This is a genomic window from Amycolatopsis sp. NPDC050768 (genome assembly GCF_040654155.1).
Taxonomy (GTDB): Bacteria; Actinomycetota; Actinomycetes; order Mycobacteriales; family Pseudonocardiaceae; genus Amycolatopsis.
The window spans coordinates 60,953-75,248 of sequence record NZ_JBFAHL010000015.1 but is presented as its reverse complement, the minus strand read 5'-3'; the positions used below and the strand labels follow the sequence as shown (position 1 = coordinate 75,248).

14 protein-coding genes are annotated in these 14,296 nt (G+C 71.3%); 7 read left to right on the top strand and 7 right to left on the bottom strand.

What is annotated here, in order from left to right:
• Positions 1–288: 288 nt before the first annotated feature.
• The 4 genes from AB0H62_RS35690 (at position 289) to AB0H62_RS35675 (ending at position 5,957) form a co-directional block, all read left to right on the top strand.
• A complete protein-coding gene (locus AB0H62_RS35690) occupies positions 289–2,586 on the top strand; it encodes a penicillin acylase family protein (RefSeq protein ID WP_360590996.1) in 2,298 nt (765 codons plus the stop codon).
• Positions 2,587–2,671: 85 nt separating this feature from the next.
• On the top strand, positions 2,672–3,598 hold the full coding sequence (locus AB0H62_RS35685) for a polysaccharide deacetylase (protein ID WP_220244746.1): 927 nt from the start codon (positions 2,672–2,674) through the stop codon (positions 3,596–3,598).
• 140 nt (positions 3,599–3,738) lie between these two features.
• A complete protein-coding gene (locus AB0H62_RS35680) occupies positions 3,739–5,325 on the top strand; it encodes a GAF domain-containing protein (RefSeq protein ID WP_360590994.1) in 1,587 nt (528 codons plus the stop codon).
• Positions 5,322–5,957, top strand: coding sequence for a response regulator transcription factor (locus tag AB0H62_RS35675; protein ID WP_220244744.1), 636 nt, complete (start codon positions 5,322–5,324; stop codon positions 5,955–5,957). Before AB0H62_RS35680 ends, AB0H62_RS35675 begins: the two co-directional genes overlap by 4 nt.
• A gap of 153 nt (positions 5,958–6,110) precedes the next feature.
• Here the strand turns inward: AB0H62_RS35675 and AB0H62_RS35670 are convergent, their stop codons facing one another.
• Positions 6,111–6,386: a hypothetical protein gene (locus AB0H62_RS35670; protein ID WP_255638510.1), complete on the bottom strand. Its 276-nt coding sequence runs from the start codon at positions 6,384–6,386 to the stop codon at positions 6,111–6,113.
• Positions 6,387–6,514: 128 nt separating this feature from the next.
• Between AB0H62_RS35670 and AB0H62_RS35665 the strand changes: the two genes are divergently transcribed.
• Positions 6,515–7,066: a hypothetical protein gene (locus AB0H62_RS35665; RefSeq protein WP_360590991.1), complete on the top strand. Its 552-nt coding sequence runs from the start codon at positions 6,515–6,517 to the stop codon at positions 7,064–7,066.
• Here AB0H62_RS35665 and AB0H62_RS35660 read toward each other — a convergent pair.
• Positions 7,035–7,856 (bottom strand): acyl-CoA thioesterase II, encoded by an 822-nt coding sequence (locus AB0H62_RS35660; protein WP_220244742.1) that lies wholly within the window; start codon positions 7,854–7,856, stop codon positions 7,035–7,037. The genes AB0H62_RS35665 and AB0H62_RS35660 overlap by 32 nt on opposite strands.
• Positions 7,857–7,877: 21 nt before the next feature.
• A complete protein-coding gene (locus tag AB0H62_RS35655) occupies positions 7,878–8,615 on the bottom strand; it encodes an alpha/beta hydrolase (protein WP_220244741.1) in 738 nt (245 codons plus the stop codon).
• A 48-nt stretch (positions 8,616–8,663) separates the two neighbouring features.
• Here AB0H62_RS35655 and AB0H62_RS35650 point away from each other — a divergent pair, with 48 nt between their 5' ends.
• Positions 8,664–9,935, top strand: coding sequence for a cytochrome P450 (locus tag AB0H62_RS35650; RefSeq protein ID WP_220244740.1), 1,272 nt, complete (start codon positions 8,664–8,666; stop codon positions 9,933–9,935).
• On the opposite strand, the gene AB0H62_RS35645 is transcribed toward AB0H62_RS35650, so the two are convergent.
• Positions 9,923–10,132: a hypothetical protein gene (locus AB0H62_RS35645; RefSeq protein WP_220244739.1), complete on the bottom strand. Its 210-nt coding sequence runs from the start codon at positions 10,130–10,132 to the stop codon at positions 9,923–9,925. The two genes, AB0H62_RS35650 and AB0H62_RS35645, sit on opposite strands and share 13 nt — an antisense overlap.
• Positions 10,133–10,134: 2 nt before the next feature.
• Entirely contained in the window at positions 10,135–11,814 is a 1,680-nt protein-coding gene (locus AB0H62_RS35640; RefSeq protein WP_360590988.1) for an alpha/beta fold hydrolase, read from the bottom strand.
• Between the two features lie 157 nt (positions 11,815–11,971).
• Between AB0H62_RS35640 and AB0H62_RS35635 the strand changes: the two genes are divergently transcribed.
• Positions 11,972–12,559: an RDD family protein gene (locus tag AB0H62_RS35635; protein WP_360590986.1), complete on the top strand. Its 588-nt coding sequence runs from the start codon at positions 11,972–11,974 to the stop codon at positions 12,557–12,559.
• Here AB0H62_RS35635 and AB0H62_RS35630 read toward each other — a convergent pair.
• Together AB0H62_RS35630 and AB0H62_RS35625 are read right to left on the bottom strand one after the other, a co-directional pair.
• Positions 12,440–13,090 carry a response regulator transcription factor gene (locus AB0H62_RS35630; protein WP_220244737.1) on the bottom strand — a complete coding sequence of 217 codons (651 nt, stop codon included), beginning with the start codon at positions 13,088–13,090 and terminating at the stop codon, positions 12,440–12,442. The genes AB0H62_RS35635 and AB0H62_RS35630 overlap by 120 nt on opposite strands.
• A gap of 14 nt (positions 13,091–13,104) precedes the next feature.
• The gene (locus AB0H62_RS35625; protein WP_220244736.1) at positions 13,105–14,265 is read right to left on the bottom strand and encodes a histidine kinase; all 1,161 of its coding nucleotides are present in this window, start codon (positions 14,263–14,265) and stop codon (positions 13,105–13,107) included.
• Positions 14,266–14,296: the final 31 nt, after the last annotated feature.

Here is a 14,296-nt window from a genome sequence, read left to right as displayed (position 1 = left end):
CTCCTCCGGACCGGCGCCCCGCGCGCGATCGTGGCACGCGCCCGTCGACCCTGGGTGTGATGTTAGTCAATGTCAATAATCGAACATTAGCCGCGAACGGCGCCCAGGAGCAACCACCATCGTCCAGGCCCGAAAGCCGGTGCGGTTCCGCGGCTTTTTGTTCGCCTCCGGTGGTTAGCCGAACGGGTAGTCGGCCACCACCCGCCCGGCCGCGAACTTCTGCCGACGCGGCGACCGCCCCGGCTGCTTGACTGCGGCCACCTCGATGACGAGACGGGAGAAACCGTGGTGGCACCTGATCGAATTTCCCACACGCTGCCCGGGCTGACGGCGCCCGCGGAGATCGTGGTCGACCGCTGGGGTGTGCCGCACATCTACGCGGCCAGCACGTACGACGCGTTCCGCGCCCAGGGCTTCAACGCTGCCCGTGACCGGTTGTGGCAGATCGACTTCTGGCGCCGGCGCGGCCTCGGCCGCCTGGCCGAGGTCTTCGGGCCCGAGCATGTGGAGCGGGACCGCGCGGCGCGGCTGTTCCTCTACCGCGGCGACATGCACCGCGAATGGCTCGCGTACGGCTCGGACACGAAACGCGCGACGACGGCGTTCGTCGAAGGCGTCAACGCGTTCGTGGAGCTCACGCACCAGAACCCCGAGCTGCTGCCCGCCGAGTTCCGGGAGCTGGGTTACGAGCCGGCGCTGTGGGAGCCCGACGACGTGGCGCGTATCCGCAGCCACGGCCTGTTCTACAACGTCCGCGAGGAGGTCGCCCGCGCTCGCACCCTGCGTGACCTGCCCGCGGAGGCCGAGGAGCTGCGGCGCCGGCGCGAACCGTGGCGGCCGGTGGAAATCCCCGAGGGGCTCGACCTCGCCGCGATCCCCGACGACGTGCTGCGCGTCTACGACCTCGCGACGACCGCGCCCGTGTTCGCGCCGCCCGCACCGCACGACCCGCAGGGCGACGTGTTGCCGGAGGGCAGCAACAACTGGGTCCTCGCCGGTTCGCGGACACGCTCGGGCCGGCCGCTGCTGGCCAACGACCCGCACCGCGCGGCCGCCGCGTTGCCCGGCCTGCGCTACATCGCGCACCTCAACGCGCCGGGCTTCAACGTGATCGGCGGCGGCGAGCCCGCGCTGCCCGGCATCTCGATCGGCCACAACGGCCGGATCGCCTTCGGGCTCACCATCTTCGCGATCGACCAGGAAGACCTCTACGTCTACGAAACCGATCCCGCCGACCCGACGAGCTACCGCTACGACGGCCGCTGGGAACCGATGCGGCGCGTCACCGAGACCATCGCCGTACGCGACGGCGAGCCGGTGGAGACCGAGCTGCTCTTCACCCGCCACGGCCCGGTCGTGTACCAGGATCCCGAGCGGAACACGGCGTACGCGGTCCGCGCCGCCTGGCTCGAGGCCGGCATGGCGCCCTACCTCGGCAGCATGGACTACATGCGCGCCGGGGACTGGGACGAGTTCTCGGCCGCCATGAACCGCTGGGGCGCGCCGCCGGAGAACCAGGTCTACGCCGATCCGTCGGGTCGCATCGCCTGGCAGACCGGCGGTCTCACGCCGATCCGGCCCAACTGGGACGGCACGCTGCCCGTGCCGGGCGACGGCCGGTACGAGTGGGCCGGCTTCTACGACACCGACCAGCTGCCCGGCACCCTCGACCCGGAGGCGGGATTCCTGGCCACGGCCAACGAAATGAACCTGCCGCCGGACTATCCGCCCGACCGGCACATCACCTACGACTGGTACGCGCCCTACCGCAAGCACCGCATCGACGAGGTCCTCGCGCAGACCACCGACGCCACCCCGCAGAGCATGGTCGACCTGCAGAGCGACTTCCTGTCCGTGCCCGCGCGCCGGATCGTGGCGCGGCTGCGGGAACTGAGCGTGGCCGTCGACGGGCTCGACCTGCTCACCGGCTGGGACGCCGTGCTGGCGCCGGATTCCGCGGCCGCCGCGCTGTTCGAGGTCTGGTACCGCCGCCACCTGCGGCCCGAGCTGCTGGCCCGGGCGCTGGAACCGCTGGTCGGGGACCAGGCCGACGCGACGGCCACGCGCATCTCACCCGCCGAGGACCTCCTGGCCGACGCGCGCATCGACCTCGAACTGGTCGAGAACTCCGAGGCACTGGCCGAGATCGTCGCCAAGACCCTGCCCGCCGCCGTGGCCGAGCTCGAAGGCCTGCTCGGCGTCGACCGCGATGCGTGGGCGTGGGGCCGGCTGCACGTGGCTCGCGCGCAGCACCCGCTGAAGGCCCTGCTCGGCAACCTGCCCGAGGACCGGCTCGGCACGGAACCGCTTCCGCGCGGCGGCAGCGGCGACACCGTCGGGAACACCGCGTACGGCCCGAATTTCGTGCAGTCGGCCGGCGCGACGTTCCGGATCGTCGTCGACGTCGGCGAGTGGGACTCCTCGCTCGCCATGAACGCGCCGGGCCAGTCCGGCCGGCTCGACGACCCGCACCTGACCGACCTGTTCGCACCGTGGGCCCGCGGGGAGGCGTTCCCGCTGCTCTACAGCCGGGAACGGATCGACGCCGAGGCCGAAACCGTCATCGAGCTGAACCCGCCCGCCTGAAAACCCTGTGAACGCACAGTTTGACGCAAGACAGTCCGACGCACCATCGCCCGACACAACACCGTCCGACACAAGAGGAGGACCCATGGGTCACCTGCAACTCCCGCCCGGCAAGAAGATCGCCGTGAACCTCGGCACCGACTTCGACGCGCAGTCGCTGTGGCTCGGCGGGTTCAACCGGCCCAGCCCGTCGTTCATGTCGCGCGGCCAGTTCGGCGCCGAGGTCGGCGTGCCGCGGCTTTTGGAGCTGTACAAGCGCTTCGACATCACCACGACGTGGTTCACGCCGGGCCACTCCGTGGACACCTTCCCCGAGCAGTGCAAGGCGGTGCTGGAGGCGGGCCACGAGTTCGGCCACCACGGCTACTACCACGAGATCCCGCCGGGCATCGAGCGCGACACCGAGCGCCGGCTGGTGGACCTGGCGTTCGCCACGTACAAGAACGTGCTCGGCATCCGCCCGACGGGCTACCGGTCGCCGTACTGGGACTACAGCGAGAACACGCTCGACATCATCGAGGAGTCAGGCTTCCGCTACGACACCAGCCTGATGGCGCGCGACCTCGTGCCCTACCACCCGCAGCGCTGGCAGATCAACTGGGAGAAGGGCAACGTCGCGGGCAAGGCCAGCTCCGTGATCGAGATCCCGGTCAACTGGTACCTCGACGACTTCCCGCCGCTCGCCTACACCGGCGTGTCGACCGGCATGCAGGACACGGAGACGATCTTCCGCCGCTGGCGCGACATCTTCGACTACGCCTACGAGCGCGTGCCCAACCCCGTGTTCGCCTCGTGCGTGCACCCGCAGATCATCGGCCAGGCGCACAACATGCTCTGGTACGAAAAGCTCGTCGAGCACATCGTTTCCCACGACGGCGTCTGGTTCGCCACGTGCGACGAGATCGCCCGCGCGTGGGTGGACGACGAGGAGGACGAGCGGCTGATGGCGCTGCCGGACGTCCGTGGCGTGGAGCCCCCGCCTGCGGACTCGAGCTGGGCCCGCCAGGGCTGAGCCACCTGCTGAACCCGGGTCGTCGAGACGGGCCCGGACCGGTGAAACGCGCCGGTCCGGGCCGTTTCCGCACGGCCGGAGCCGTGACGGGCCCCGGTGGGTGTGGGACGCTGGCGGGCGAGCAGAGAGGACGAACGCTCGTGGACTACCTCGTCGACGGTGGTGGCCTGCAGGCGATCGACGACGCCCTGCGCCCGATCCTCGACGAGATCCGCGAGCTGCTCGCGGCCGACGTCGCGCTGGTCGTCTACGAGGCCCGGCGCAGCGGTCCGCCGCACGTCGTGCTGTCGGGCACCGCCGACTGGTTCCTGCCCAACGAGCCCGTGGTCGTCAACCAGGAGCTGCCGCGCCACGAGCCGGCGTCGCTGGTGGAGCTGGAGATCCGGTCGAAGCTGCGCCGCCACGCGGTGCGGCTCGGTGCGTGTGTGGTGGTGCCGTGGCGTGACGCGTATGGCGTCGGCGCCGTGATCGTCGGGACCGCCGGCGCGCCGGTGCCCGACCCGGCTTCGCTGGCGGACGACGCGCTGCGCAAGCACTACCGTTCGACGATCGCCCGGGCGTTGCGCGAGGCGCGCCGGTCGGGGGCGGTGCAGCTGAACCGCTCGCTGCGGGGTGCGGCGCGGCTGGTGGCCGAAGCGGCGGTGGACGGCCCGAACGTGCCGGCGGTGTTGTCGGCGGTGCTGACGTCGGCGCGGGACTTGCTGCGGTCGGAGGTCGCCTACCTCGCCGTGCCCGACGGCGGGCCGGGGACGTTCGTGTTCGACCAGGTGCTGGGGATCCGGACGCCGGCGTTCCGCAGCCTGCGCGTGCAGCTCGGCCAAGGCCTCGGCGGGCTGGCGCGCGAGCTGGGCAAACCCATCCGGTCGGCCAACTACGCGGCCGACGCGCGGCTGCAGGCCGCGCCCGTGAGCGAAACGCGTGACGAGGGGATCATCTCGGCGATGGCGGTTCCGGTGCTGGTGGGCCGGGAGATCGCGGCGGTGCTGTACGTCGGCGACCGGCGGATGCGCGCGTTCACGTCCGTCGACGAGGACCTGCTCGAGGAGTTCGCGGGCCACGCTTCGCTCGGTTTGCGACGGCGGCTCAGCGAAGGACATCGGGCCGAGACGGTGGAGCGGTCTGTGCGTGAGCGCGTGGCGTACGACCTGCACGATTCCGTGGTGCGGGGGCTGGTGACGATCGGGTTCGAGGCCGAGCAGGCGGGCTTTGCGGCGACAGACCCGGAGACCGCGACGCGGCTGGCGGCGATCGCGCACGCGGCCGAGGCTTGCCTGGCGCGGTTGCGCGGTGAGCTGGGCACCCTGGTCGCCGGGAGCGGTGCGGGCGTGATGCAGGCTTCGGAGGTGCTGGAACGGATCGATGGCCTGCCCGACCGCGGGGTGCCGCGCAGCCTGGAGCTCGAGGGTGACGACGTGGACGTGGCCCGGGAGGTGGCCGAGGCGTTGGTGCGGGTGGGCCAGGAGGCCGTGGCCAATGCCGAGCAGCACTCGGGCTGCGACCGGCTCGCGGTCCGGGTGGTGACGGCGGTTTCGCGCGTGGTGAGCCTGCAGGTCACGGACAACGGCACATTCGACGACGCCGCCCGAAGCCCCGCGGCCGGCCATTTCGGGATGCGGGCGATGGGCTCGGCCGTCGAGTCGCTCGGCGGTTCGCTCGCCGTGCACCCGGCGCCGGTCCGCGGCACCGTGGTCGAGGCGACGATCCCGGTCTGGCCGGTGCCGTCGTGATCCGGTTCTGCGTGATCGACGACCACGAGGTCATCCACGACGGCCTGCGCGCCATGGCCGAACGCGAACCCGACCTCGAATTCCTCGGCGGCGCCACCACCGTCACCGACGGCGAGGTGCTGGTGGAACAGGTTCAGCCCGCGGTCGCCATCCTCGACCTCCGCATCGGTGAACGCGACGGCGGCAACGGGATCGACCTGTGCCGAACGTTCACCGGCCGGTACCCGGCGCTGTCCGTGGTGATGTTCAGCGCATACGGCAACGGCGAACTCCTCGCCAAGGCCATCGAGGCGGGCGCCGCGGGTTACCTGCTGAAGGAGACGTCGGTTGGGCGCGTGCCGGGGATCCTGCGCGAGATCACCACTAGGGGGAGCTGGTTCGAACCGCGGATCGCCAGCGAACTCCTACACCGCCGCGCCCGCGGGGACGCCGCGCCACCCGCCTTCAGTAGTCGCGAACTGGACATCGTCCACGGCATCAGCCGGGGCGAGAACAACCACGAGATCGGCGAACACCTGCACCTCAGCCCGCACACGGTGAAGTACCACATCGCGTCCATGCTGCGCCGCCACGACGTCCACCGTCGCGCTGAACTGGTGCGGCTCGCTTCGGACCTGCATTTGCTGGATTGACGGCGGGCCGGCCCGAAGGGACCGGCTCGAACCGTGAAGGGCCGGGCGTTGCAATTGATCTTGCTGAATCGAATCGTGCTGGACCGACATCCGTCGAATCACCACGTGCGGGCCGGAAACCCGTGGCAACGAAAGCTTTCCGGCCGTCGGGTGTCAGGAAGCGACGGCCAGGCGGACGCGGCGGTCGCGGGCGTAGGACACGAGTTCGCGGACCTCGTCGGTGGTGATGATGCGCACGGCGTCGTCCAGGAGTTCGGCGGTGGCGACCTGCAGGGGCCAGCCCGTGAGCCCAGGGACGGGGACGTGCCAGAACCACTGGCCCTGCGTCAGATCTTCGGCGGCAACCTCGTCCACAGCGTTGCCCATCGTGTTCCCCACGGCGTTCCCCCAAGCGGCGTTTTCGAGAGCGGAGTTTTCCTCGGAACTCATACGGGAACCCTAGCGACGACCACCGACAAAAAACCGTCCACCGTGGACGAGCGCCTGACCCGCGTTTTTGCGGCCGGGCGCGCGCTGGCCTAGGCTGCGCCGATCACCGGAAGAACAGGAATGGCGAGATGCCCCTGCTTGACTCCGGGTCGTACCGTGATGTCGACCTGCCGACGATCGTCCGCATGGAGCGGAGGCTGCCCTGGTTCGGGTGGCCGCACCTGCCGCTCGGCCTGATGGTCTGCGTTGCCGCGATCCTGGCCGCGTACCGCGTGCCCGTGTCGTACCACACCACCACGGCGCTGGTCGCCGGCGGCGGCGTGCTGGGCGGCTTCTGCGGCTACGGCTGCGGCCTCGTGATGGTCAGCACGCCCGACCTCGTGAAGACCGGCCGCCTGCGCTGGCGTCGCACGCGCGTACTGCGGGGGCTGCTGTTCGCGCTGGGGGTACTCTCCGCCGCGTCGCTGGTCCTCGTCGCGGTGTGTCACTTCGTGCTGCTGGCGGGGGCGTCGGGGCTGCACCCGTTCACGCTCTCGCTGCAGGCCGGCGTGTACCTGGTGCTGGCCGTGGCCAACACGCTGCTCGCGGTGCTCGAGATGCTGGCGCTCACGAAGGTCCTCAATGGAGTGTCCATCAAGGACGGTGAGCTCACCGCCGCCGCAGCAGGACTTCCTGCGTGACGGAGGCCACCAGCCGGCCGTCGGTGGTGTAGAACTCGCCGTGGGTGAGGCCACGCTCGTTGGTGAAGCTGCGGCTCTCCATGTCGAACAGCAGCCACTCGTCGGCGCGGAACGGGCGGTGGAACCACACAGCGTGGTCGAGTGAGGTCAGCTGCGCGCGGCCCGGCTCGTCGCGGTGGGGCAGCGCCGCCGTGCCCGCGAGGCGGATGTCGGAGATGTAGGTGAGCGCGCACACGTGCGCCAGCGGGTTGTCCGGCAGCCGGCCCTTCGCGCGCACCCAGATGCGCTGGCGCGGCCCGCTGCCGACGTCCGGCAGCCCCGCTGCCGGGTCACTGATGAATCGTGCCTCGATCACCGACAGCATGATCGGCAGCTCGTCCTCGTCGCGGACCTCGACGTCGTCGGGCGCCGGGACCTCGGGCATGCGGGCCTGGTGTTCGCTGCTGCCGGCCGGTTTCTGGAACGACGCCGAGAGGCTGAAGATCGTCTCGCCGTTCTGGATCGCCGCCACGCGCCGGGTGGTGAACGAGCCGCCGTCGCGCGTGCGCTCCACCTCATAGACGATCGGCAGGTCCGTGCGGCCGCCGCGGATGAAGTAGCCGTGCAGGGAGTGCACGTGCCGGTCCTCGGGCACGGTCGCGCCCGCCGCGGTGAGCGCCTGCGCCGCCACCTGCCCGCCGAACGCTCGTTGCGGCGAACCCTCGTGGCTGGTGCCACGGAAGAGGTTGCGCTCGAGCGGTTCCAGCTTGAGGAGCTGGTCGATGCCGGGGTGTACGGGGTCGGTGATCACCCCGTCATCCTAAGCGACCGCTCACTCCGCACGCCCCGTGAGCTGCGTCAACAACGGCAGCAGTGCGGCGGGTTTCTCCACGTGGGCGTTGTGCCCGAGCCCCGTCAATGTGACGGAGTCGGCAGCCAGCGCGCGCAGCTGCTCGGGGCGTGACATCGGGTCGTCGGCGCCGGCGGCGAGCACGACGGGGCACGTCGCCTCGGCCAGCAACCGCGGCATGTCCGGCGCGCCCACGCCGAACGCGGCGGAGTCCAACGCCAAGCGCCAACCGTCGGCGGTCTCCGTCACGCCACCGGGATCGGCGGGCGCCAGGCCCGCGAGCCCGGCGACCTTCAGGTACGCGACCTCGGCGTCTTCCCGCGAGGCGAACAACCGCGGCGGACGCGCGGCCATCGCGGCGGCGCGCTCCAGGTCCTCGGCGCTCCACTCCACCTTGACGCCCAGCGCCAGCACCCCGGCGACGTCCAGACCGTGCCGCCCGGAAGCCAGCTCCAGGGCCACCACGCCACCCAGGGAATGACCCACGACGACCACCGGCCCGGCGGCACCCAACCCGGTGGCCACCGCGCCCGCCATCGCCGGGAACGAGTAAGCCGGCAACGGCGCCGAACCACCGTGACCGGGCAGGTCGGGCGCGAGCACGCGCCGGTCCAGCAGTTCGGCCAGCCCGTCCCACACCGCGCCGGTCGCACCCAGGCCGTGGAGCAGCAGCACGGCGGGCTCGCCGGACCCGTCGGTGCGCAGCTTCAGCGTTTCCACCAGTCGGATCTTTCCCCACCCACGGGTTCCGGGGCTAGGGTCGAGACCGTGTCGAGTGCCCTGATCGCCGACCCGGACACCTACGTCGAAGGCGTGCCCTACGACGTGCTCGCGAAGCTGCGGCGCGAGACGCCGGTGACGCGCGTCGGCGACTTCTGGGCCGTGCTGCGCCACTCCGATGCGCGCGACGTGCTGCGCAACCCCGCCACGTTCTCGTCGCAGCTCGGCGGCACGCAGATCCGCGACCCCGCGACGCCCGAGGACCTCGGCTACGTGCGGCGCATGATGCTGAACATGGACCCGCCCGAGCACGGCCGGCTGCGCGGGCTGCTGACCAAGGCGTTCACGCCGCGCGCGATCGGCCGGCTCACCGAGCGCATCGAGGGCTGGGCCCACGACCTGGTCGCGGCCGTCGCGGACCGCGGCGAGTGCGATTTCGCCAAGGACGTGGCCGCCGACCTGCCGCTGCTCACGCTGGCCGAGGTGTTCGGCGTGCCCGAGCAAGACCGGCGGCTGATGTTCGACTGGAGCAACCGCGTGATCGGCTTCCAGGACGCCGAGTACGCGGTGAGCGCCACCGTCCGGCCGGAAGATGTCACGGACCTCGCCCGCGCCGCCCTCGCCGTGCGGCCCGAACCGGGGCCGGACGGCTCGATGCCCGATCCGCGCACGCGCGCCGGGATGCCGGACCTCTACGCATACGCCAACGCCCTCGGCGCGTACAAACGCAGCCACCCCGGCGACGACGTGATGAGCAACCTCATGCAGCACGTCGACGACGACGGCGGCCGCGTCTCGATCGCGGAGTTCGAGAACCTGTTCTGGCTGTTTTCCGTGGCGGGCAACGAAACCCTGCGAAACGGCTTGCCCGGCGGGCTCGCCGCGCTCCTGCGGCACCCGGAGCAGTACCGCAAGCTCCTCGACGACCGCTCGCTGCTGCCGGGCGCCGTCGAGGAGATGCTGCGCTGGTGGACGCCCGTCATGCACTTCCGTCGCACGGCCACCGAGGACACCCGGCTGTCCGATGTGGACATCAAGGCCGGCGACAAGGTCGTGGTCTGGTTCTCCTCGGCCAACCGCGACGAGACCGTGTTCGCCGACCCCGACGCGTTCGACGTCACGCGCGCGCCGAGCGAGCACCTGACGTTCGGCCACGGCCCGCACTTCTGCCTCGGCTCGCACCTGGCGCGCGTGCAGATGCGGGCGCTCTTCGAGGCCGTCCTGGAGCAGCTCGGCGAAGTCCGTCTCGCGGGCGAACCGCGGCGGCTGCGGTCGAACTTCCAGAACGGCCTCAAGAGCCTCCCCATTCAGTGGGGATGACCGCGCGTCAGGACGAGCTTGGCGACGCCCGTCGACGTGAACCCGAGGAAGATGAACGCCAGGATTCCGTACTGCACGAGGGAATCCCCGGCGAAACCCGTGGACAGCTCCACGATCAGCAGACCCAGCATCACCAAACCGATCACGAGGTACGCCCAAGCCGTGCCCCGCGTGCGGGGAAGCCACCGAAGTCCCATGTCTAGCTCCCGGAGTTGAGGTCGCGGATCAGGTCCTGCACGTTCTGGCGCAGGTGCGAAAGCGCGTCGCGCACCTCGGTCGCGACGCCGCCGGCGTGGTGGTCGACCGGCCCGGCCACGGGGTGCACCTCGTCCTCGCCGGGCAGTGGCACACCGGGGCATGTGGTCGAGGCGGGCCGTGAGTTCTTGGTGAGGAAGGTGTTCACGAGCCCGTCGACGCACGGGTTGCCGTTGATCGCGTACTCGCCGTGGAAGGGCGCGTCGTCCACGGAGATCAGCGGCACGCCGGCCGCACGAGCCCCGGCGCGGCCCTGCTCGTAGCCGGTCTGCGGATCGAACTCGCCCTGCACCACGAGAACGTGGCTCGCGACCGACGCCGGCAGGTCCGGCAGTTCGTGCTGCGGCGCTTCTGACCAGTAGCCGCACGGCTCGCTGAGCCCGTAGGACCAGCCGTACAGCGGGTCGACGGGACCTTGGCGGTCGCTGAGGTTCTTGTACCAGGCCGCCGACCGCGTCGGCTGGTCACCGCAGGCCACGGCGTAGCGGGTGCCGCCCACCGGCACGTAGTCGGGCGTCGCCGCGACGACCTTCGCCACGGTCAGGTCCGCGGCCGGCACGCCGAACGCGGTGCGCGACTCGGCGTCGAGGTCGGCCGCGAGGTCCTTCGGCGGCGCCGGGACGGTGCCGTCCAGCGCGGCTGCGCCCTGCGTGAAGACCAGCGCGGCGAGCAGCCACTGCAGTTTGCTGCCGTTGCCGACGAAGATGTGGTCGAAGTTGTCGGGTGACATGTCCTTGCCCGCGTAGTACGCGCGCACCTGTTCGTACTTCTGTTTCACCGCTTCCGGCGTTTTGCCCAGCTGGTCAGGGAACTGGCGCGAGAGCCACGGCACGTACACGTCGTCGAACTGGCGCTGGTCGACCACGGGGAAGGCCTCGAAGTCGGCCTGCAGGCGGCCTTCGAAGTTCACGCTGGAGTCGAGGACGATCTTGCCCGCGTGGTCGGGGAACATCGACGCGTACTTCGCGCCGAGCCAGGTGCCGTAGGAGTAGCCGAGGTAGTCGAGCTGCTGGTCGCCCAGCAGCGTGCGGATCAGGTCCATGTCGTGTGTGGTCTGCCACGTCGTGATGTACGGCGTGAGCGCGTCGCTCTGGCAGGCCTCGGCGATCGCACGCGGCGTCGCCTGATGCGCCGCGATGCTGGCGGCGGAGCGGTCACGGGCGTCGAGGGCGGTGCCGGGCAGCCGGCCCGTTGGTACCTGGCACGACAAACCCTTGTCGCTGCTGCCTTCCTGGCCGGTGCCGCGCGGATCCATGCCGATGAAGTCGTACTGCGCGTTGACGGTCGGCTCGAGCCCGGCGAGCTGGCCGGCCAGCGAGGTGCCCTGCCCGCCCGGGCCGCCGGGGTTCACGAGGATCGCACCCTGCCGGTCACCGGTCGCCGCGACGCGGCTGATCGACACCTTGAGGTCGGTGCCCGCGGACGGGTTCGCCCAGTCGCGCGGAACGGTGATTTCGGCGCATTGTGCGGGTTTCGCCCCGGTGGCCGGTTTGAACGCGCAGTCGCCCCACGTGATTTTCTGGCTTGTGTAGGGGTCTTCGGCCGCGGTCGCCACCGCCGGGACCGTGGCTGCCGCGGTGGCGGTGATGACCGCCGCGACCAGTACTGCTCTGGGAGTTCGCACCGGGAAGTCCTTTCGTCCGTGATCCGCTTGCCGTCGAGTCTCGTGCGCGCGCGGACGCCGGCGATCAGCCTCGGGTACGAACTTCCGGTGCCGCCTCGGCCGTGCGAACGAGGCGGGCCAACGCGCGCGGTGCTGCCGCAGCGGGGAAACTGGCGGCATGACCATTCCCGCGCCCGGCCCCGGCGTGGTCGGCCGACGGGTCGTGCAGCGCGTGCTCGACCAGCTGCTCGCCACCGTGCCCGTGGCGGTGGTCGCGGTGCTCGTCGTGCTCTACGTGCCCCCGCCCGGCTCGCTGCTCACGTTCATCAAGATCGTGGCGTTCACGACGTTCGGGATCTGGATCATCGCGAGTCTGTACCTCGAGATCTGGTGGCCGCACCGCCACGGCGGCCAGACGCCGGCGATGCGCTGGCTGCGGATCCGTGTGGTGCTGCCGGACGGCGGGCAGCCGCCGTTGCGCGCCTACGTGATCCGCGCGGTGCTGATGGTGGTGGACGGGTTCTGCTGGGGCCTCGCGGGCGTGGTGATCATGCTGGTCAGCCCGCGCCGGCAACGCCTTGGTGACCTGGTCGCGGGAACGCTGGTAGTGCGAGTACCGGCGCGTGTCCCGGCCTCGACCTCGGCCTCAGCGGACGAGCCCGGTCTCCCAGGCCCAGATGGCGATCTCGGTGCGGTTGCGAGCCCGAAGCTTGCGCTGGGCGGCCGCGAGGTGAGTCTTCACGGTGGAGAGCGACAGGACGAGTGACTCGCAGATCTCGGCGTTGGTCTGGCCGCCCGCCACGGCTTTCACCACGTCGAGCTCGCGGTTCGTGAGCGGACTGTCCGGTTCGGACCGTTCTTTGCCGGCGCTGCCGACGAAATGGGCCAGCAACCGCGTGGTGATGGCCGGGGAGACGAGCGCTTCGCCGTGCGCAGCGGCGTGCACGGCCTCGATCAGCAGCGTCGCGCCCGCGTCCTTCAAGAGAAATCCGCACGCGCCCGCGCGCAGGGCCGCGTGGACGTTCTCGTCGAGCCCGAAGGTCGTGACCATCACGACGTGCAGCGGATCGGCGACGTCGGGACCGGCCAGGAGTTTCGTGGCCTGCAGCCCGTCGACGCCGGGCATGCGGATGTCCATCAGCGTGACGTCGGGACGCAGCTGCCGCGCCAGCCGTACGGCGTCTTGACCGTCGGCGGCCTCGCCGACCACCTCGATGTCGGGCTCGCCTTCGAGGATGAGCCGGAAGCCGGTGCGGACCATCGCCTGGTCGTCGGCGATCAACACGGTCACCGGCACGGGGTTCCTCCTGCTCAGGCTGTTTCGAGCGGCAGCCGCGCGGCCACCAGCCAGCGGTGCCCGGCCGCCGGGCCCGCGGAAACCGTACCGCCGACGGCGGTGACGCGTTCGATCATGCCGATCAAGCCGTAGCCGCCGGGACGCGTGGGCTTGGCGGCGCCGTCGTTGCCGACCTCCACCACGAGGTCGCGCTGGTCACGGCGCACGCTCACGCGCACGTCGGTGGCGCGCGGCGCGTGGCGGCGGACGTTGGTGAGGGCCTCGGTGATCAGGCGGTGGACGGTGGTCACGACCTCGGGCGTCGCGCTGAGGCCGCCGAGGTCGTCGGGCACGTCGAGGGTGACGGTGCCGTCGTCGGGCACCGCGCGGTCCACGGCCGAAGCGAGCCCGGACGGTGGACTGAACAAGTTCTCCCCGTCAGTGCGTAGCGTGCCGACAAGTCGGCGCATCGACGCCAGCGCCTCCGCGCCCGCCTGCTCGATCTCGGAGAACGCGCTGGTGTCGCCGCCTTGCCGTTCGGTCACGCGGTGCGCGGCCTGCACGCGCACGACGATGCCGGTGATCTGGTGCGCGACCAGGTCGTGCAGCTCGCGCGCGAGGTTCAGCCGCTCCGCCGCGCGCACCTCGACGGCTTCGGCGCGGGCCCGCGCGTCGGCGTCGCGCAGCAGCAGGCCGATCGCGAGCGCCGCACCCCACGCGACGGCCGCGGCGGCCGAGAACAGCGCCGCGGGCGAGCCGATGCCGTAGCGGAACACCGGCGCCGTCACGGCCGCGATCCCGCCGAGGACGGACAACGTCGCGGCGGGCGGGCGTTGCAGCCGGTGGCAGCACGCACCGACTACCAGCGCGATCGCGAGCGCCTCCGCACCGCTGGGCTGCACCGGCAGCCGTTGCCCGAGCGCCGCGACGCCCGCCGTGACGGCCGTGCCGAGCAGCGACAGGCACGAAACCGCCGTCGCCACGAGCGCGACGTGATCCGGGAAACGGCGGCGCAGCACCGCGAGCACGGCCACCACGGGCCCCAGCCCGGGCGCGAAGTCCACGGCGATCAGCGCGAGCGTGCCCTGTGCCGAGCCGGAGCGCGCGAACACCACGGCGTCGAGCACCACGAGCACGCCGAGCGCCGCGATCTCGGCGACCAGGGCGATGCGCGGGCCCACGCGCTGGGTGGTCATGGTCCTGATCGTCTCGTGCCGGGGCGCGCTT